The organism is Pyxidicoccus sp. MSG2 (assembly GCF_026626705.1).
Lineage (GTDB): Bacteria > Myxococcota > Myxococcia > Myxococcales > Myxococcaceae > Myxococcus.
Genome location: NZ_JAPNKC010000001.1, coordinates 1,359,007 through 1,378,437 on the forward strand (window position 1 = coordinate 1,359,007; position 19,431 = coordinate 1,378,437).

13 protein-coding genes are annotated in these 19,431 nt (G+C 72.4%); 5 read left to right on the forward strand and 8 right to left on the reverse strand.

The annotated features are described in order from the left end of the window. Positions 1-164: 164 nt before the first annotated feature. A complete protein-coding gene (locus OV427_RS05615) occupies positions 165-1,811 on the forward strand; it encodes an FHA domain-containing protein (RefSeq protein ID WP_267855074.1) in 1,647 nt (548 codons plus the stop codon). Here OV427_RS05615 and OV427_RS05620 read toward each other — a convergent pair. Both OV427_RS05620 and OV427_RS05625 read right to left on the reverse strand, forming a co-directional pair. Then, positions 1,789-2,436 carry a hypothetical protein gene (locus tag OV427_RS05620; protein WP_267855075.1) on the reverse strand — a complete coding sequence of 216 codons (648 nt, stop codon included), beginning with the start codon at positions 2,434-2,436 and terminating at the stop codon, positions 1,789-1,791. The two genes, OV427_RS05615 and OV427_RS05620, sit on opposite strands and share 23 nt — an antisense overlap. Before the next feature lie 91 nt (positions 2,437-2,527). Further along, a complete protein-coding gene (locus OV427_RS05625) occupies positions 2,528-3,022 on the reverse strand; it encodes a CarD family transcriptional regulator (protein WP_013939202.1) in 495 nt (164 codons plus the stop codon). Between the two features lie 185 nt (positions 3,023-3,207). Here OV427_RS05625 and OV427_RS05630 point away from each other — a divergent pair, with 185 nt between their 5' ends. Beyond that, positions 3,208-5,742 (forward strand): DNA internalization-related competence protein ComEC/Rec2, encoded by a 2,535-nt coding sequence (locus OV427_RS05630; protein ID WP_267855076.1) that lies wholly within the window; start codon positions 3,208-3,210, stop codon positions 5,740-5,742. Continuing rightward, positions 5,675-5,929: a hypothetical protein gene (locus OV427_RS05635; RefSeq protein ID WP_267855077.1), complete on the forward strand. Its 255-nt coding sequence runs from the start codon at positions 5,675-5,677 to the stop codon at positions 5,927-5,929. Before OV427_RS05630 ends, OV427_RS05635 begins: the two co-directional genes overlap by 68 nt. A gap of 15 nt (positions 5,930-5,944) precedes the next feature. On the opposite strand, the gene OV427_RS05640 is transcribed toward OV427_RS05635, so the two are convergent. Then, positions 5,945-7,144: a carbohydrate-binding family 9-like protein gene (locus OV427_RS05640; RefSeq protein WP_267855078.1), complete on the reverse strand. Its 1,200-nt coding sequence runs from the start codon at positions 7,142-7,144 to the stop codon at positions 5,945-5,947. A 154-nt stretch (positions 7,145-7,298) separates the two neighbouring features. Here OV427_RS05640 and OV427_RS05645 point away from each other — a divergent pair, with 154 nt between their 5' ends. Together OV427_RS05645 and OV427_RS05650 are read left to right on the forward strand one after the other, a co-directional pair. After that, positions 7,299-8,069: a YqjF family protein gene (locus OV427_RS05645; protein WP_267855079.1), complete on the forward strand. Its 771-nt coding sequence runs from the start codon at positions 7,299-7,301 to the stop codon at positions 8,067-8,069. 140 nt (positions 8,070-8,209) lie between these two features. After that, entirely contained in the window at positions 8,210-9,106 is an 897-nt protein-coding gene (locus OV427_RS05650; protein WP_267863371.1) for an FHA domain-containing protein, read from the forward strand. Positions 9,107-9,169: 63 nt separating this feature from the next. Here the strand turns inward: OV427_RS05650 and OV427_RS05655 are convergent, their stop codons facing one another. The 5 genes from OV427_RS05655 to OV427_RS05675 all read right to left on the reverse strand — a co-directional run bounded on the left by OV427_RS05655 (position 9,170) and on the right by OV427_RS05675 (position 19,407). After that, a complete protein-coding gene (locus OV427_RS05655; protein WP_267855080.1) occupies positions 9,170-9,595 on the reverse strand; it encodes a PH domain-containing protein in 426 nt (141 codons plus the stop codon). A gap of 63 nt (positions 9,596-9,658) precedes the next feature. Further along, a complete protein-coding gene (locus OV427_RS05660; RefSeq protein WP_267855081.1) occupies positions 9,659-11,053 on the reverse strand; it encodes a tetratricopeptide repeat protein in 1,395 nt (464 codons plus the stop codon). Positions 11,054-11,182: 129 nt separating this feature from the next. Next, a complete protein-coding gene (locus OV427_RS05665) occupies positions 11,183-12,493 on the reverse strand; it encodes an adenylosuccinate synthase (RefSeq protein ID WP_267855082.1) in 1,311 nt (436 codons plus the stop codon). Between the two features lie 12 nt (positions 12,494-12,505). Then, positions 12,506-16,171 (reverse strand): UvrD-helicase domain-containing protein, encoded by a 3,666-nt coding sequence (locus tag OV427_RS05670; protein WP_267855083.1) that lies wholly within the window; start codon positions 16,169-16,171, stop codon positions 12,506-12,508. Continuing rightward, entirely contained in the window at positions 16,168-19,407 is a 3,240-nt protein-coding gene (locus OV427_RS05675; protein WP_267855084.1) for a PD-(D/E)XK nuclease family protein, read from the reverse strand. Before OV427_RS05675 ends, OV427_RS05670 begins: the two co-directional genes overlap by 4 nt. Positions 19,408-19,431 lie beyond the last annotated feature (24 nt).

A 19,431-nucleotide genomic window follows, 5' to 3' on the forward strand; every position in this document is an offset into this window, starting at 1 on the left:
TGTGGCCGTCACTCTAGGATCGCGGTCCCCACACAGGCCAGCATTCACCGGGGATTCGCGGGTTTTGGGCGGCGTTGCGCGGTAGCGTGCACTGCCGCTGGGAAACTTCGGATGCTTGGAACGGACAACGCTTCACGCCGCCCCCAATCAGGGAGAATGGCCGCATGGCTCCACCCAATCCCAAGCGCCCGCCCCGCCCTCCCCGCCCGCCGGGTACGCAGGCGCCGAAGGACTCCGACGTGGAGCTGCCCTTCGATGATGACGAAGTCGACCCCCTGAGGGCTGACGACCCGCGCCCGCAGCGCGTGCCCCAGTTCCCCGCCGGCTCGCGCCGCAGCCGCCGCCAGGGCAGCGGGCGCGAGAGCAATGACCGGGAGCTGGCCCCACGGTTCGACTGGGCGCACGAGTACTCGGACCCCGGCCATCCGCCCGCCTTCCTGTACGTCGAGCGGGGGCCCGGCGTCGGGCAGCTCGTGCCCGTGAAGCAGGGCCCGCTGGTGATGGGTCGCTCGTCCTCGTCGGAGCTGCGCCTGCAACACCCGTCCATCAGCCGGCGCCATGCGCAGCTCACCCGGCGGGCGGACCGCTTCTTCCTGAAGGACCTGAGCAGCCAGAACGGCACCTTCCTCAACCGGAACAGAGTCACCGCCGAGGCGGAAGTGATGCCGGGTGACGAGATTTCCATGGGCAACGCGCTGCTGCGGCTGCGCGGCCCGGGCGGCACGCCCGCCCTGGGCGTTCCCATCGTCACCGCCACCAACACCCTCCCGGACGGAGGGAAGAAGGGGCTCGGAACGCTCGGCATCGCGCTCATCGCGGCGGCCGTGGGCTCGGCCGTGGCGGCGCTCGTCACCGTCATCGCGGTGAACTTCGGAGGCAGCGACGCGGACATCCCCCCCGCGCCCGGAGGCCGCGCGAATCCCTCGACGTCCGTCACGCAACTGGCCTCCATGGAGGCACGGCCGGAGGCCACGGGCACGGAGTTCCAGGCGAAGCGCGGCTCGGACGCCCATGCCGGAGCCCCGATGGCGGGACCGTCCGTCGAGGCGTCCGGAGCGCAGGCTCCAGCGTCCGGCGAGGCACTCGGAAACGCCGCGGCCGAAGCCCTGGCGGCGCCCGGCGAGGCACCTCGAACCCCTGCGTCCGGGGCCGTGGAAGCGGCACCTGGCGAGGCACCTCGAACCACTGCGTCCGGGGAGGAGGAAGCGGCAGCGCATCCCGTGGCCGCCGACAGTCCGGCGAGCGCCGAGGCCCGGACGCCCGCGGTGCGCATCGAGGTGTCCCCCGGTCCCAGCGCCATGGACGTGGCGCGCGGGGTGGCGAAGCTGGAGCGCTCCGAGACGGGCCCCTCCGCCCACGACGTGGCGGCGGGAGACGCGAAGGGACGTGCTGGCACGGTCTCCCCGGCGGAAGCGGCCGTGCTGAAGCGCTACGCGGCCGGCGAGGTGTCCGCGGCGCGCGAGCGGGCCAGGGCGGCGAAGCTCAACGCCCTGTATTCCCAGCTCGCGCGCTTCGAGTACGCCGAGGCCGAGTCCCGCAAGGCGCAGCAGCAGCGGGATTTGTCGGGCGCCATCACCCATCTCACCACCGCGGTGACGGTGGACGAGGCGCTCACATCGGGCCGGAGCCGGCACGGCCCGCAGCTGCGCAAGCGGCTGGCGGACCTGCACGTGCAGTCGGGCACCGAGCATGGAAAAGCGGGCCGCGTGGACCAGGCGCGCGCCGCCTTCGAGCAGGCGCTGAAGTACGACGCCAACCACCGCGAGGCCCGCGAGTTGCTCGCGCGGCTCAGCGCCGCCGCAGACCCTTGACCAGCAGCACCGCGTTGAGGGCGATGAAGGCGACGAGCGCCAGGGACACGAGCACGAGCCCCCGGTCCGCTCCCGGCTGCTCCCCTTCAATGAGCAGCCACAGCCGGCCTTCGTGGGGTTGCAGCTCGCCCATGCTCCGCAGCAGGGTGAGCGCCTCGCGGTAGCGCGGAGCCTCCTCCTCCGACAAGAGCCGCCCGCGCACGGCGAAGGGCCGCTGGTCCGGCTGTGGCGGCGGCCGTCCCTGCGTCCACTGCTCCCCGTCCAGCGCGCCCCGGCGCACGACGAGGGGCGACTCGCGCAGCCCCACCAGCACGTAGAGGCCGCCGTCGGCGCGCTCGTAGGCGCCTCGCGCCGTGGGGATGCCGTGCACCTGCGCGTAGCGGTTGGAGACGAGCGCCTCGTACCGGTACGCGCCCTCCGTGCCCAACGTCAGCGGCGCCCGCGGGGAGAAGAAGTACGCCAGATCCCGGCGCTGCATGGCCAGCAGCGCCCCGGCCACGACGATGGCCAGCACCGCCGCCAGCGGCTTCACGCCCACGCGGCGGCGCGACAGCCGCGCCTCCAGCTCGGCGATGCGGCGGTCTCGCTCCTCCTGCTCCGTCGATGTGGACAGCGGCTCGCTCATGGCGTGGGCATGGCGTGACGTGAAAAGACGAAGCCCCGAGCTCCCATCAAGGGAACCCGGGGCGGGGAGTCTCGGGCGTGGGCCCGGCGACTCAGGCGAGGTTGAAGATCTTCTTCAGGTCCGACTCGATCTCTTCCTCGGAGCAGTCCTTGGCCAGCGACAGCTCCTTGATGAGCAGCGAGCGCGCCGTGTCGAGCATCTTCCGCTCGCCGAAGGACAGGTCCTTGTCACCCTTCAGGAGGTAGAGGTCGCGCAGCACTTCGGCGATCTCGAAGACGGAGCCCGTCTTGATCTTCTCCATGTACTCCCGGTAGCGACGGTTCCACGTCGTGGAGTCGACCGAGATGTCCTTCTCCTTGAGGATGGAGTAGACCTGCTTGACGTCCTCCTCGCTGATGATCTCCCGGAGGCCGACCGACCCGACCTTGTTGATCGGGATCATGATCCGCATCCCGTTCTCGAGGATGCGCAGCACGTAGAAGGACTGGCGCTGCCCGGCCACCTCGGTGTGCTCGATACCCATGACCTCACCGACGCCCTGGCCCGGATAAACCGCCTTGTCACCAGTCTTGAAGCTGGTCTGCACTAACTGCCTCCTTGAAAGACTCGATGCCGGCCTTTCAGCCGGGCACTACTACCACAAACCACATCCACGGGCAACGATAACGCCTTGACCACCCCTTACGCGTCCGACTAGGTTGTCGGTTTTCGTACGCGGTGTCGCCAGTTGTGCGAGCCCACGTGACGGCGGTGGCGGGTGGGGGTCGGGCGGTGGATCGTCATGCGTGGCGCGACCTGGGGACGCGTCCTCTCTTCTTTCCCGCGCTAAGCCTCACGCTCGGCGCCCTCTGCGCACCAGCAACACTGCTGGAGCCGCTGCCATTTCTGGTTTGCGCGGTTTTGCTGGGAGCGCTCGGACTGGCGCTCGCTCGGCTGCCTGGTGCCCACCTCGCGGTGCTCGGGGCACTGTGGGCCGCGGGAGCGGGCCTCGCCTGCTGGGAGGCGCGGGTGGAGGTGCCGGCGGGCCTCACGGCCGGAGGCCCGGTGGTGCTGGAGGGCGAGGCGGAGCGCGTGGAGCGCTTCGACGGAGCCAGCCGGGTGCGCCTGGCGGTGGCTCGCGCCGGGGCTCCCGACGGGCCGCTGGAGCCGACGCGCTTCCGGGTGAGCCTGTCGCTGCGCGGTGCGCCCGTGGCCCTGCTGCCGGGGCAGCGCGTGCGGGTGGAGACGCGGCTCGCGCCGGAGGTGCCGCCCGGCAATCCGGGGGAGAAGGACTTCGGCGTCGCGCGGCGGCGGCAGGGTGTGGCCTTCACCGGTGGGGCGGACGCGGGGCGCGTGCTGGTGCTGTCCCCTGCCCCGGGCTGGCGGAGCGCGCTGGAGGAGACTCGCGCGCGGCTGGCGGTGGCGGTGCATGCGGTGGCGCCGTCGAAGGACGCGGCGGCGCTGTTCCTCACGCTGGCTGCCGGACAGCGCGCGGAACTGGATGACGCGTGGGAGGAGGCGTTCTCCCGCGCGGGACTGGCGCACGTGCTGAGCGTCAGCGGGCTGCACGTGGCGGCGCTCGCGTTGATGACACTGGCGTTGCTGCGACGCGGGCTGGTGCGTGCCGGAGCCCGGTGGCGGAAGCTGGACGCGCGGCGGGTGGCGGCACCCGCCGCGGTGCCCTTCGTCTGGGCCTATGTGCTCTTCACCGGCAACCAGCCGCCCGCGGTGCGCTCCGCGGTGATGGCCACGGTGGTGCTGCTGGGGCTGGCCCTGTGGCGGCGCGCGGATGGGCTCAACGGGCTGGCCGCCGCGGCGGTGGTGCTGGTGGCGTGGGCGCCCTCCAGCGTGATGGATTTGTCGCTGCGACTCTCGTTCCTCGCGGTGCTGGGACTGGTGCTGCTGTCACCTCCGCTGCGCGAGGCCCTGCCCCTAGCCCCACCGGACCCGAAAGAGCCCCGCCGGGTGCGACGGTGGTGGGGGCAGGCGCGCGAGGCGGTGGCGCAGACCTTGAGCGCGAGCGCCGCCGCCACGCTGGCGGGACTGCCCGTGGTGGCCGCGGCCTTCGGGCGCGTGAGCCTGGCGGGGCTCGTGTCCAACATCGTCGCCCTGCCCCTCTGTGGGCTGCTCACGGGCCTGGCCGCGGGAGGGGCCGCGCTCTTCGTGGTGGCGCCCGTGCTCGCCACGCCGGTGCTGTGGGCCGGCGCATGGGCGTCCGAATTGCTGCTGGCCATCACCTGCCTCTTCGCCGCGGCGCCCCTGGCCACGGTGGAAGTGCCCGCGCTGGGCGGACTGGCGGCGACGCTGTACGCGGCGGGACTGCTGACGTGGTCGCTCGGCACGGGGCGGTGGCGGCTGGGCGGGTGGCTGGCGCCCGTGGCGCTCGCTGGGACGATGCTGGCACCGGGGCTGCTGCCGGAGCCGGGCCTGCGCGTCACCTTCCTCTCGGTGGGCCAGGGCGACGCGGTGGTGCTCAGCTCGCGGGGACACCATGCGCTGGTGGACGGAGGCGGCGTGCCCGGGGGCATGGACACCGGCGCGCGCTTCGTCGTGCCCTACCTCAAACAGGCGGGCATCTCCCGGTTGGACCTCGCGGTGCTGTCGCATCCGCACCCGGACCATGCGCTGGGCCTGGCCTCGGCGCTGACGCAGGTGCCCACCGAGAGGCTGTGGATGCCCGCGGGAGACGGAGACGGGCCGCTGTCGCGGCAGGTGGTGGCCGCGGCGCGCGATGCACGCGTCGAGGAGGTGGAGGCCGGCCACCCATCGCTGCGCCTGGGCGAGGCGACGGTGGAGGTGCTGGGGCCTCCCGGTCCCCTGGAGCGCGAGTTGCTGGAGGGCGTGAATGACCGGAGCGTGGTGCTGCGGGTGCGGCATGGTGCCGTCACCGTGCTGCTCGCGGGTGACGTGGAGGAGGACGGTGAGGCCGCACTGCTCGAGCAGGTCGGCGAGGTGACGGTGATGAAGGCACCGCACCATGGCTCGCGGACCTCGTCCACGAAGGCCCTGCTCGCGAAGGCGCGGCCCCGGCATGTCGTCTTCTGCGTGGGACGGCGAAACCGCTACGGCTTCCCCCACCCGGAGGTGGAGGCGCGCTACCAGGCCATGGGAAGTGAGTGCTGGCGGACAGACCTGGACGGAGCCGTCACCGTGGAGAGTGATGGGCAGGACGTCCGGCTGCTCTCCTATCTGCCGCGCGAGCCTCCGCCGGAGGAGGCCCGGGTTGCCGTCGGGGAGGAGCATCAACACCCTTCGAGCGATGATTTCAGAGGACCTGGATCTCCAGCAGCTGACCGCCGAGCTGAAGCAGACGCTCGGCCCCGGTGAGCCCGTCGGCTATCTGCGCGGCAAGGCGCTCATGAGGGACGTGCTCGTGCACATGAAGGGCTTCTCGGAGCTCGAGGCCGAGGAGCTCGTCGACACGTTGGAGCTTCGCGGCTTCCTGCGCTTCCTGGGCGACCCGTCCGAGCGCTCGGTGGCGGACGCCCACTGGGACATCACCCCGCACGCCTGAGCGCGGGCACCTTCGCTACTGGAAGGTCAGCCAGCCGAAGCGCGGCAGCGCGTGGAAGTCACCCACGTAGAGCGGTGAGAAGGCCTGCCCTTCCACCGTGCGCCGTCCGGGGTGCTCCAGCCGGTAGAGGTTGAAGCGCCAGCGGTCGCCCTTCTGCGGCGGCACATGGGGGACTTCCGCCAGGCGCGCGAAGGGAATCTGCATCTCCACCGACCAGCCCTGGTCCTTGTCGGACGGGTCATCCAGCGTGCCGCGCACCTTCACCGCCGTCTTCATGCCCGAGTCCCAGGTGCGGTCCATGCCCTGGCGGCGCGCGGGGAAGTAGGCGTCGAAGATGACGTTGTGCGGGGACACCTGCAGCTCGTTGTACGTGCGCCCGTCCGCGTTGGCGTCGAGGAAGATTTCCACCACCTCTTCCTCGTAGATGGAGTCATCACGGTTGCGCAGCGTGCCCCAGATGTCCGGGTCCTCGCTGTCGAAGGCCACGTACAGGTTGGCGTCGTCGTAGGCGAGGCGGGCCTCGGTGCGCAGCTGCACGGGACGCCCGTCGAAGCTGCCGCGCAGCACCACGGGCCGGGCGTTCTTCCACGCGGCGTCGTCGAGCACCCCGTCGATGACGGGGGCCTTCGTCACGCGGCCGACGGTGTACTCGGGCAGCTCGGGAGCGGCGCCGCCGAGCTGCGGGCCCAGCATCCGCTGGGCGCCGTCCTGGGCACGGGCGTCGTCCACGGGCAGGCGCTCGTCGTCGCGCCAGAAGCCGAGCATCACGCGCGCGGGCACGTTGGGCATGGGAATGGAGTGGACGTCCTCGATGACCTTGCCCACGGGCCACGACGCGAGCGGCGCGGCGCCGCCCTGCACCTCGTGGTCGGCGTTGAAGAGCATGCCCCCGCTGGCGGTGTCCACCACGTGGACGAAGAAGCCGAAGCCCTTCGGCGGCGGGCGCGTGGCCTGGAAGTAGTGGGCGAGGCGCACCTGCTCGCCGGGCGCGGCGTTCTCCGGCGTCACCTTCGAGCCCAGGTACACCACCGTGCCTCCGGCGAACGTCGCGCCGCTGCGGAAGGTGAGGTCCGACGGCGCGGTGTCCAGCGCACGCGCCTGGGTGGGCGCGGGCAGGCGCTGCGCGCGCTGGGGCGGACCGGCCTGCTCGTCGCGGCAGGCGGCGAGGCACGTGAGCGTCAGGAGCGGGACGAGGACTGTGGGCGAGAAGCGCATCGGGGCCAGGCATCCTAGCGGGCTTCACGGAGGTTGGGGCGGACCGCCGCGGGGCCAGGACGGAACAGCCCGGGCATTGCGTCCCATCAGCCCCGGACGCGGGTGCCTCCGGGCAGGTTGGACGGGCGGACGCGGCGCGCGCTACGACAGGTGCATGCGCCCCTTCCTGACGGCCACGTGGCGGTATCTCGTCATGCTCAACTACGAGGTGGACCCGGAGATGCTCCGGCCTCTCGTGCCTCATGGGACGGAGCTGGACACGTGGCAGGGCAAGGCCTTCGCCAGCATGGTGGGCTTCCGCTTCCTGGACACGCGCGTGCGCGGCCTGGCCGTGCCGTTCCACCAGAACTTCGACGAGGTCAACCTGCGCTACTACGTGCGCCACCGGGGCCCCGAGGGCTGGCGGCGCGGCGTGGCGTTCGTGAAGGAAATCGTCCCACGGCTCGCCATCGCCACGGTGGCACGCGTCCTCTACAACGAGCCGTACGTCGCGCTGCCCATGCGCCACACGGTGGAGATGCGGGACGCGGAGCAGGGCACGCCGGGCCGGCTGGAATACGCATGGAAGGCCGGTGGACGCTGGCAACACCTGTCGGCGCGGACGCGCGGCGCGCCCCAGGCCAGCGCGCCGGGCTCGGAGGAGGAGTTCATCACCGAGCACTACTGGGGCTACACGCCACAGCGGGACGGCGGCTGCGCCGAGTACCGCGTGGAGCACCCGCGCTGGTCCGTGTGGCAGGCGGACGGAACGGAGCTGGATTGCGACGTCCGCGGGCTGTACGGCGCGCGTTTCGAGCCGTTCCTGCGCGGGAAGCCGAGCTCGGCCTTCGTGGCGGATGGCTCGGAGGTATCCGTGTACCCGGGCACGCGGCTGCCGGCCGGAGCTCCGGGTGCGGTGGCCACCGGTGTCGACCACGCGGCGTGAGCCCTGCCTTCCCGGGTGACTCGGGCTGACGGCCATCCCGGGGCATGGACGGCCTTCGCCGGGCGTGGACGCCCCCGTCGGGCAACCGCGCGGAACCCGAGGGCCTCACGCCGGCCCGGCCGTTGCTCCAACGCCGGGCCATGCGCTTCGAATTCGAGCACCTGGGCACCACCACGCCGTTCGAGCTGTCCGAGGGACAGCACCTGCTGGGCGGCGGCTCCGAGGACCACATCCGGCTGGACGGACTGCCCCCGAGGCTGCTGACCCTGCGCATCGAAGCGCAGCGGCTCATGGTGGAGGCGGCGCGCACGTTCTCCGTGAATGGCGTCCTCGCCCCTCCCGGCGTTTCCCGGCTGGTGATGCCCGGAGAGGTGCTCGGCCTGCCGGAGGAGATGTGCCTGCGGGTTCTCCGGGAGAATGTGGCGGAGCGCGGCGTGGGCACCGTGGCCGTGCTCAAGGGCCTGCTCACCGGCGCGGAGGAACCGGGCCCTTCCCGCGCGGCCACCCTCACCTGCCTCACGGGCCTGGACGTGGGCCGCACGCATGCGCTCGCGGAGGCGCGCACGGAGCTGGGCCGGGGCAGCGAAGTGACGCTCCGCCTGCGCGACCGCGCCGTGTCCCGGACCCATGCGCGCATTCTTCACGGAGAGGTGGGCTTCACGCTGGAGGACCTGGACAGCCCCAACGGGGTCTTCATCAACGGCCAGCGCGTCCAGGGACGCGCCCCGCTGGCGGATGGAGACGTCATCGAGCTGGGTCGTTCGCTGCTGCGCTTCCAGGCGCCCGTGGAGGAGCCGCCGCCTCCACCGGCTCCACCGCCAGAGGCCGTCCCGGCCCCCGTGGAGCAGGCGCCTGGAGAAGCCCCGGCTCCAGCCACTGCAACGACTCCCGAGGTGCAAGCGCCCCCGGGTACGGATGGGGTTGCAGCAAGTCCACCGCCGAGGAAGGCCCGAGGCGAGTGGTGGCTCATCGGGCTCGGCGCCCTCGCGGCACTCGCCGGGCTCGTCGTCACCTACGCGCTGGCGGGCAGTGGCTGAGGAGCCGCGACACTCGCACGGCGCGCATCGTCACCTTCACGCCAACCCGAAGCGAGGAAGCGCTCACGTCGGCGCCAGGCCGGCGCGCTCCACGAGAATCCGGGCGAGCCGCTGGTGGTGCTGGAAGAAGCTGGTGAAGTGGACGAAGCCCCACTGGCCACGGATGGCGTAGACCGTCACCGGGCCGGGCAACACGTCCAGCTTGCGGATGTCCGAGAACGAGAAATGCCGGGTGCGAACCATGCCCCGGTAGGTGATGCCCCCCGAGTCCACGACGATGCGTGTGCGCGCGTAGTAGGTGAGCGAGACACCGAAGAAGAGGACGAAGAACCCCGCTGAGAGGAAGGTCTTCAGCGGTACCTCGTCGAAACGGAACAGGTACAGCAGCACCCCCACCCAGAGTAGCCCCGCCACGGCCATCGAGGCCGCCAGCACCCTGCGGGGTCTGAAGACCTGCCCTCGGTCCACATCCGCGTCGCGCCCGGTCATACCTCCAAATTAATGCTTGGAGCTGACACGGTCCACCTGCCCCCCTGCTCCCCTGGCGGGCGGTCAACGCAGCTTCGCGGCCTTCTGTCGGGATTCCTCCTGGAGCTGCGACCGCACGTCGGTTGCGGACGAGGCCGCATAACGCTCATAGAGGCCCCGCGCCTCCGCGTTGCGCCCCAGCGCCCGGTACGACTCGGCCAGCCCGTACAGCGGCGAGGCCGCGCCGGGCTCCAATTCCAACGCGTACTGGTAGTCCGCCGCCGCCTCCGCATAGCGCCGCAGACCGATGTTCGCGCTGCCGCGCGCGGTGTAGGCGACCGCCAGCATCGGCTCCAGTTGGATGGCCTGCGTGAGGCTGGTCAGCGCGCCGCCGTAGTCGCGAGTGCCGATGCGCTGCACGCCCTGCTCGTACGCGCGGCGGGCCTGCGCTCGCGTCGTGTCCGACACCGGCCCGGAGCCCGGGGGCTGACCGGCCGCCTGGGGTGAAGCCCCCGCTTGCGCCATCTTCGCCCGCGCCCGGACCACGTTGTCCTGCGCGCTCTGGCGGATGGCGGCGTCCTGGGTGAGCTTCGCCGCGCGCTCCCACTTCTCCACCGCCTGCCCGTAGTAGCCGAGCACCGCCATCGCATTGCCCAGCTTGAAGAGGGCCTCCACATGGCCGGCGTCCGCGTGCGTCGCGTCCACGAAGGCGAAGGCCGCCTCGCGGTAGCGGCGCTCCTTCATCAGCGCATCCCCGTCCCGGATGCGCGCGGCCGCGAGCGCCGGGTTCGGCGTGCGCTCCGGCGCGACCACCGGGGCGGCAGCACTGGCGGGCCGGGACTCCGGGAACGGCGCCGGCATCTCCACCGCTGGAGTCGCGGCAGCGGACTGCGTGGAGGTGGAGGCAGCGGCCGGTACCGCCGCGGCGGCGGGCACCGGCTCCGCGCCCATGGCCGCGAGGTACTCACGGGCCTTGCGCACCCAGACCTGCTCGCCCGGGCGCTTCTCCCGCGCGATGTACGCCTGGTACGCGGCAACCGCCTTGTCCTTCTGGCCGAGCTGCCGGTAGCTCTCGCCGAGCCCGTAGTAGCCGTCCGCGTCGTTCGGCTCGAGCTGCGTGTAGCGCTCGTACGCCTGGGCCGCGGTGGCGGCGTCGCCCGCCTTGCGCGCGGCATAGCCCAGGTTGAAGAACGCCATCTTGAGGCCGGGGTCCGCCTGCGTGGCCTCGCGGAAGCGGGCGATGGCGTCGGCCACCTGGCCCTTGCGGAAGAGCACGCTGCCCAGCCCGTTGAGCGCCGCGGCGTACCCGGGCGTGGCGGCCAGGGCCTCGCGGTAGGCCGCGCTCGCCTCGTCCATCCTGCCGGCCGACAGCGCCGCCTCACCGCGCTCGAACGCGGCGCGCGCCGGAGCGGAGGGCTCCGCGGCGCCCAGCAGCAACGTCGCGGACATGGCGATGACGAACCTGCGAACGACAACCATGACGGCCCCCTGGGGTGACGACCCGGATGCCGTAGCAGAAACCCCGGGCCCGTGTCAGCCCACCTCAGTCAGGAGACGGGCCCGTGCCAGCCCACCTCGGGCGGGGCCCGCCAGGACCCCGCCCCGAGGTCAGCTCCGGAACGGGTTCTGGAGGAGCACCGTCTCGCCGCGGTCGGCGCCCACGGAGACGCACACCACGGGGACGCCGCTGACCTCTTCCACCCGGCGCACGTAGCGCTTGGCGTTCTCCGGCAGCTCATCAAAGGTCCGCACGCCGGCAATCTTCTCGTCCCAGCCCGGCAGCGACTCGTAGATGGGCTTGACGCGGGCGAGGTCCTCGTAGTCGCCGGGCAGCTCGGTGATCTTCTGGCCGTCCAGCTCGTACGCGGTGCAGATGCTCAGCGTCTTGAGGCCACTGAGCACGTCCAGCTTGGTGAGGGCCATGCCCCACAGGCCGTTGACGCGCGCGGCGTACCGGAGCACCACGCCGTCCAGCCAGCCGCAGCGGCGGGGGCGGCCGGTGGTGGCGCCGTACTCGTCACCCACCTTGCGCAGCTGCTCACCCAGCGCGTCGTTCAGCTCGGTGGGGAAAGGGCCACCGCCCACGCGGGTGGTGTACGCCTTGCTGATGCCCATCACCTTGTCGATGGCCGTGGGCCCCAGGCCCGAGCCCACCGCGGCGTTGCCCGCCACGCAGTTGGACGAGGTGACGAAGGGATAGGTGCCGTGGTCCACGTCCAGCAGCGTGCCCTGCGCGCCCTCGAAGAGGATGCGCGCGCCGCGGCGCACCTGCTCGGAGAGGAAGAGCGAGGCGTCGTGCACGTAGGGCTTGAGCCGCTCGCCCAGGGCGGAGAACTCGGCCAGCACCTGCGGCACCTCGAGCTGCGGCACCGGGTCTCCGGCCTTCGCGCACAGCTCCCTCAGCTCTTCCAGTGCCTGCGGGAGACGCTCTTCAATCCGCTTGCGCAGCCGCTCCGCGTTGAGCAAATCACGCACGCGGATGCCGCGGCGGGCGACCTTGTCCTCGTAGGACGGACCGATGCCCCGGCCCGTGGTGCCGATGGCGCTGCCGCCGCGCGCCTTCTCGCGGAAGCTGTCCAGCAGCTTGTGCCACGGGAAGATGACGTGGGCATTGTCGGAGATGATGAGCTGCGAGTCCTCCTTGAGGAAGCCGCGCGCCTTGAGCGCGTCGATTTCCCCGACAAGGACCGCGGGGTCCACCACCACTCCGTTGCCAATGACACACGTCTTGCCCGGATGGAGGATGCCCGAGGGAATCAGGTGCAGCACCGTCTTCTGCCCACCCACCACGAGCGTATGGCCCGCGTTGTTGCCGCCCTGGAAACGGACGACCAACTGGGCATGCTCGGTAAGCAGGTCGACGACCTTGCCCTTACCCTCATCTCCCCACTGCGCTCCGATGACGACGACGTTCGGCATGGTGCCCGCCGCTTAGCACGCGCCGGGGGCCGGGTGACAGTGTTCCGAGAAGCCACAATGCAGGGCCTGGCAGGCCGCCCTCTCCCGCCCGGGCCAGTCGCCCCGGACCTCCCCCCGGGCCAGCGCCTGGACGGCCCCCGCCAGCCGCCTGGTGGCCGCCTCCAGCCCCTTCGCTCCGGACAGCCACTCCGGCTCCGGGCGCGGCTCCCCCAGGAAGACCACCCCCACCCGCACCGGCACCCCTTCACGCACCATCCGCCGGGCGACGAGGTCCAGCGCCGCCAGCTCATGCGTGTAGGCCGCCGCGCCCACCGGGTGTCGCCCGCCGGACTTGAGGGACAGCACCACCGCCTCGCCCTCGGGTGACTCCCAGAGGATGTCCAACTCACCCTCCAGGGCAGCCCCGCCCTCCAGCGCGAGGTGGAAGGGCAGGCTCCGGTGGACGGACTGCGCGGGTGACGCCGCCATGCGCCGGGCCAGGTCCGTGCCGAGGAAGCGCTCCACCGCGCCCAGCACACCCTCCATGCCCTCGTCGTGCGGGAGCGCGCCCGCATCCCGCAGCAGTGCTTCCAGGTGGGCACGCCGCTCGGCGGGCTCCGCGTCCGGTGCCGCGGCGAGCCGCAGGTCCACGCTTCGCAGCAGGCGCAGCGTCAGCCCCTCCGGGCTCTCGGCGGGCAGCCACCCGTCGGGCTCCACCAGCGGCGGAGCGCCCCGGGGAGCGACCTCCCAGGGCCAGGTCGCGCCGCGAAGGCCCAGCCGGTGCAGGTAGTGGAAGCGCCGGGGACAGGCGAGGAAGTCCTGCACCGCGCCCACGGAGGCCACCGCCGTGCTCGAGGACTCGCCGTCCTCCGCGAGCCCACCGCGCACCCGCAGCAGCGCGGCCTCCACGCGGGCCCCGGCGCGCGCCATCTCCTCCGGGCCCGGCGGCTCGGGGTCCGCGGGCGGCGGGAGCGAGTCGACGTTCAAATCGTCCACCAACCCGCGCAGCTCCGCATCGACGTCCAGGCGCGCGTCGATGAGATGCCACCACGAGTCCTTGCCTCCGCGCGGCTCCGCACCGCCCGACAGCACCAGCATGTCCCGGGCGCGGGTGAGGGCCACGTAGAGGAGGCGGCGGTACTCGGCGTCCTCGCGCGCCTTCAGCTCCGCCCGCACCGCGTCGAAGCGCGTGGAGGTGTAGTCGTCCAGCGAGTCCGGCACCCACGGGCGCAGGGAGATGCCGTGCGAGCGCTCGAAGTGCGCGCGGGCGCTGGTGGTGCGCCGCCGGCCGCCGAGCGCTGGCACCACGACGATGGGCCACTCCAGGCCCTTGGCGCGGTGGATGGTGAGCAGCTGCACCGCGCGCGGGTCTCCCGCGTCCAGCAGGTCCGCCTGGGCCTCGGTGGGGTCGTTCTCCGCCAGCATGCGCAGCTCGCGCGCGAAGGCCACGCACCCACCCGTGCCGCGCTCGTCCCGCCGCGACGCCAGCGCCAGCAGCTTCTCCACGTTGGCGCTCGCCTGCTCCGCGTAGGGCGAGCCTGCCAGCGCCTCGCGGTAGCCCGTCACGTCCAGCGCGGACAGCAGCAGCTCCCGCACGCCCAGCCTGTCCCGCTCGCGCCGCAGCGAGGGCAGCGCGCCCAGGAAGCGCTCCAGCCGCAGCCGCTCGCGCTCGGGGATGGACTCCAGCACCTTCGGGTCCGTCAGCCCCGTGGACGCCAGCGACAGGGGCTGGTCCCCCGCGAGAAGGAACAGCGACGCGTCCGACAGGCCCACCAGCGGAGAGCGCAGCACCGCCGCGAAGCCGAGCGAGTCCTCCGCGTCCGCCAGCAACGCCAGCAGCGAGGCCAGGTCCAGCACCTCCTGTGCGCCGTAGAAGCCCCGGCCTCGCAGCACCCGGTGCGGCACCCCGTGGCGGATGAGCGCCTGCCGGTACACCTCCAGGTGCGTGAAGGTCCGGAAGAGCATGGCCACGTCGCCACCGCGCGCCGGGCGCAGCCCCTCGCCGTCCTCGCGCTCCACGGTGGCCGGTGCGCCGGGCGCCAGCAGACACCGCAGCCGCCGGGCCACCGAGTCCGCGTCCAGCCAGCGCAGGTCCGCCGCCGTGTCCGCCTCCTCCAGTTGCAGCCGCTCCACCACCGGTGCCTCGGTGAGCGACGGGCGCACCGCGGACAGGTCGTCCTCCCCGGGGACGTAGACCACCTCGAAGGGGCGCGGCTCCTGCGCGTCGGCGGCGACGAGCACGCCCGCGAACGTCCTGTTGAAGAAGGACAGGAGCCCCGGCACGGAGCGGCGGTTGTGCTGGAGGAAGCCGCGCGTGCCGCCCTCGTCCTCAATCTTCTTCGCCAGCACGGAGAAGACGGAGACGTCCGCGCCGCGGAACTCGTAGATGGACTGCTTGCGGTCTCCCACCGCGCAGAGGAAGGCCGGCTCCAGCGGCAGCGCCGTCACCAGGTCCGCGTCCTTCACCAGCTCGCGCGGCCCGCCGTCGCGCTGCTCCGCGAGCAGCAACACCAATTCCAACTGGAGGCGGTTGGTGTCCTGGAACTCGTCCACCAGCAGCGCGCCGATGCGCTCCTGCACCTGGCGGCGGAACTCCGGGAAGTCTCGCAGCAAGTCACGGGACTTCACGAGCAACGAGGTGAAGTCGAACACGTTGCGCCGGGACAGCTCCGTGTCGTGGCGCTCCTCCACCTGCGTCAGCAGCGCACGGAAGGTGGCCTCGAAAGGAGCGGTGCGCCACGCGGCCCAGGCGTCGTCGATGCGCGGAACGGAGCCATCGCTCTTGCCGAAGATGCGCCAGTACACCTCGCGGATGGGGGCCGCCGCGCCCTTGCTCAGTCGCGCGTGGTTGCGGCCATCCGCCTTGAAGCAGGCCCGCATCCACGGGAAGCGCTCGCCCGTGCCGAAGTTCTCCGCCGTCATCCCGTTGAGTGCGCGCTCCAGCCCGCCGAGCAGCCGGCTCCACTCGCCCTTCGTGTCCAACCCCCGCGCCTCGGAGCAGAGCTGGAGGCACTTCTTGATCGACTCCTCCAGCTCTACGCGGGCCGCGGCCGCGTCACCCACGGCGGCGGTGGCGGCGCGCAGTCCCTCCTCGCGCAGCTTGCGGTAGACGGACACCAGCGCATCCACCAGCCCGTCGGAGAAGCCCGAGCCGGAGAAGCCCAGCTCCTGGCACAGCTCGCGCACCTGCGCGTCACCCTCCTCCAACGCGTCCAGCACCACGCGCTCGCACACGTCCCGCACCAGGCCCGTGGCTTCAAGCTCGTCCAGCACCTCGAAGTTCGGGTCGATGCCCACCGCCGGAGGCGCGCGGCGCAGCAACTGACCGCAGAGCGAGTGGAAGGTGCCCACCGTGGCCCCGCCCAGCTCCTCGCGCACCTGCCGCCACACGTCCGGCAGCGGGAAGGGCTTGTCCACCCGCGCCAGCGACGCGCGCAGCTCCGTCTCCTGGTCCTGCCGCGTGTCCCCCTGCGCCAGCCCGTCCAGGCGCTGCCGCACGCGCGAGCGCATCTCCGCCGCGGCCTTGTCCGTGAAGGTGAGCATGCACAGCCGCGACGGACGCAGCGCCGCGCCGACCTCGCGCGCGCCCGCCAGCAGGTGCAGCGTCATCGTCACCAGGCTGTATGTCTTGCCCGCGCCCGCGCCGGCCATCAGGGCCAGGTTGCGCTCCAGCGCGAGGAGGTGCGGCGTGTCGCTCATCCGCCCTCCTCCGTCATCCGTCGCTCGGTAATCCGGCACACGGCGCGGAAGCCACACGTGCCGCAGTCCTGGGGCCGCGCGGCGAAGCGTCCCTCGCGCAGCGTATTCACGAGCGACTCCACCGCGTTGGGCAGGTTGAGGCCGTTCTTCTCCGCCACCTGTGTGCGCACCTCCGGGTCCGTGGACAGCAGTTCGTCCATCTCCTGCGCGGAGACGACCTCGGAGAGGTGGATGGTGGCGCCGGTGCGCAGCGAGAACCACGCCGCCTGCTTCGCTTCCTTGTGGCCGCTCTCCCGCGCCGCGTAGAGGTAGAGCGGGAGCTGGAAGTCCGACGTGAGCAGCTTCTCCTTCAGCGCGCGCTTGTCCAGCCGGCCGGACTTGTAGTCGATGACGCCCACGTCACCGCCCGACATGTCGAGCCGGTCGATCTTCCCCTCGAACACGATGGCGTCGCCACCAATCGGGAGGATGACGTTGCGCCACTTGTCGTCCTGGGCGGCGGGGCCGAACTGGAGCTCGAAGCCCTCCGGCACCATCTTGTCGAAGGGCAGCCCGCGCCGCTCGTCCACGAGGATGCGGCGGGCCATGGCGCGGGCGCGCTCGTGCGCCAGCTTCCACAGCGCGGGGTGGCCCACGTGGTGGAACTTCTCGAAGTGCTTGATGGCGGACTTGAGCGCCGCGTCCAGCACCGCGTCCGGCACGTCCTCCGGCGCCTTGCCCAGCAGCTCGTGCTCCTTGAGGGACTTGAACACCTCCTCCACCACGCGGTGCCAGAAGGTGCCGCGGCCGCGCGCATCGAACTCCTCGCCCGGCTGGTCCGGCTCCGACACCTTCAGCCCATACGTGAGGAAGCCCTGGAAGCCGCAGTTGCCGAAGCGCGCCAGCGCGGACGCGGACAGCGGGCGCGTGAGGTCGAAGCGGAACGTCTCGCGCAGTGACTCGCGCAGCGTGTTGGCGTCCACCGAGCCGGAGTACGGCCCCGGCTGCCGGTTCGGGTCGCCGAAGAAGAACAGGCGCTCCACCTCCACCAGCGACAGCTCGCGCGCGCCCGTGTACCAGGGCTCCTTCTCGAACTGGCGCTTGAGCAGCGGGGCCGCCGCGTCCGGCTCGGTGACGCGCAGCTTCGGCTGGGCCAGCGCCTCCAGCGCGACGCAGCGGCGCAACTCGGCCTCGGTGAGCACCTCGTCCAGCGGAGGAATGGGCGGCAGCGAGCGCGGCGTCCACTTCAGCGCGGTGAGCCGGCGCACCTCCTCCAGGAACGCGGACGGCACCTGCTCCTGCCCGCCCGCGGCCTCCATGGCGAAGGACAGGCTCATCGTCTCCTCGGCAACGGCCAGCGCGCTGGCGAAGAGCAGCCGGTCCTCGGTGAGGCGCCATGCCGCGCGGTCCTCGAACTCGCCGCCGGTGAGGCGGAACACGTCGCGTCCCAGGTGCTGGTTGAGGGCCGAGCGCTCCGCGTCCCCCAGCAGCGGAGAAGGCGCGTCCCGTCCGGGGAAGCGGCCCTCCGTCATGCCCGCGAGGAAGAGGTGGCGGAAGGTGCGGCCTGTCAACTCGGCCACGTCGAGCACCTCCACCGCGCCACTCCGAGGCCCTCGCGGTGGCAGGTGCGCGTCCGCCATGGCGTCGCGCAGCCACCGGCCGAAGGTGCGCCGCCGCAGCTTCGGCCCGCCGCCCACGGCCTTCATCGTCCGCAACAGCCCCTGCACACGCTGACGGAGCGCCTCGCGCGCGGCCTCGTCCCGTGCGCGCGCGTCCACGGCCCGGGCGCCCAGGCCACCTTCCTCGCGCGACTCCAGCGGCCCCTCGGTATCCACCAGTCCCAGCCGCTCCACGGCGTGCCACCACGCGGTGAGCAGCTCCCCGGTGGTGCCCTCCTCGGGGATGCGGCGGCAGAAGTCCACCAGCAGCATGCAGCGCTCGCGCAGCACCTGCACGGCGTGGACGCGGTTGCCGGCCTCCTTCTTCTGCGCGCCGTAGAGCGCGAGCAGCCGTCGGGCCAGCCCATCCAGGCGCACGTCATACGCGCCGCGGTTGCGCAGCGCGCCCAGCTTGTCATCGCGCACGGCGGCGAGGGCGAAGAGGCTCGCGGGCGCGTCCGGACCTCCGCGCGACAGCGTGGGCGCGTAGCGGCTGCCCACCAACTCCGCGACGCGCTCGGCGGGGAAGCCGTCCTCCACCAGCGTCGGCAAATCCAACGCGAGCCGCACCGGGCCGGCCAGGGCCAGCGGCTCGCCCCAGGGCAGGCGCACCGGCACGCCCAGCTCGCCCAGCGACTCCGCGAGCCACCCGGCCTCCGGCCCCGGCTCGCGCCACGCAATCGCGATGTCCCCGGGCGAGGCCCCTTCCGCGATGAGCCGCCGCACGTCGCGGGCGACGAGGCGCGCCTCCTCGCGAGCCGTGGCCGCGCTCCACACGCGCAGGGCAGGCACGGCGTCCTTCAGCACGTCGCGCGGGGCGCGCGGCGAGAAGAGGTGGCGCCCCAGGTCGATGAAGGGCCGGCCCTCGAAGGTGACGTCCGCCTTGAAGAGGTCCACGTGCGGCAGCGTCTCGCCGCGGTTCTCGAAGGCGCGGAAGAGGGCCGCCAGCGCCGCGTCCGCCGCGGGCGAGCCTCCCACCGGCGTCTCCACCCGCAGCGTCACCCGCCGCGACTCGCACGCCGCCACCAGCGACAGCAGCAGCTCCAGCCCGGACGGACGCACGTCGTAGATGCCGTGCAGCACGAGCGCGCCCACGCCCTCCCAGCCCACCGGCCAGGCTCCGCTGGCCAGGGCCTCGCGAGCACCGCGCATCACGTCCTCGCGGTCCGCCAGCCCCAGCTCCGCCATCTTCTGCTCGTACAGGTGATACAGGCGGGCGAGCACCCGGCCCCTCTTCTGCCGGTCCGGCGGCAGCACCTCCACCGCGTCCTGCAGCTCGCGCGCGGTGAGGCGGCCGGCCTTCAGGTCCAACACCACGTCCAGCGCGGCGCGGGCAAAGGCGGGCTCGCGCACGTACTCGCCGAACGGTGTGGGCCCCAGGGCGGGCCCCAGCGAGGCCACCACCGTGCGAGCGGCCATCGCCGGGCACGGCCGCCGGTTCAGCTCACGCGCGCCGCCCAGCGCATTCAGCAGCTCGTCCCAGGTGAGCAGGTTGGCGCCCACCGACAGCCCGCTCGCATCCCCTCCGGCACGCAGCGCTGCCTGGCGCCGGCCGGCATCGGGGTACACGTGGAGGGTGCGGCCGGGACGGGGGGGCATTCGGGAGCGGATTGTAGAACGACC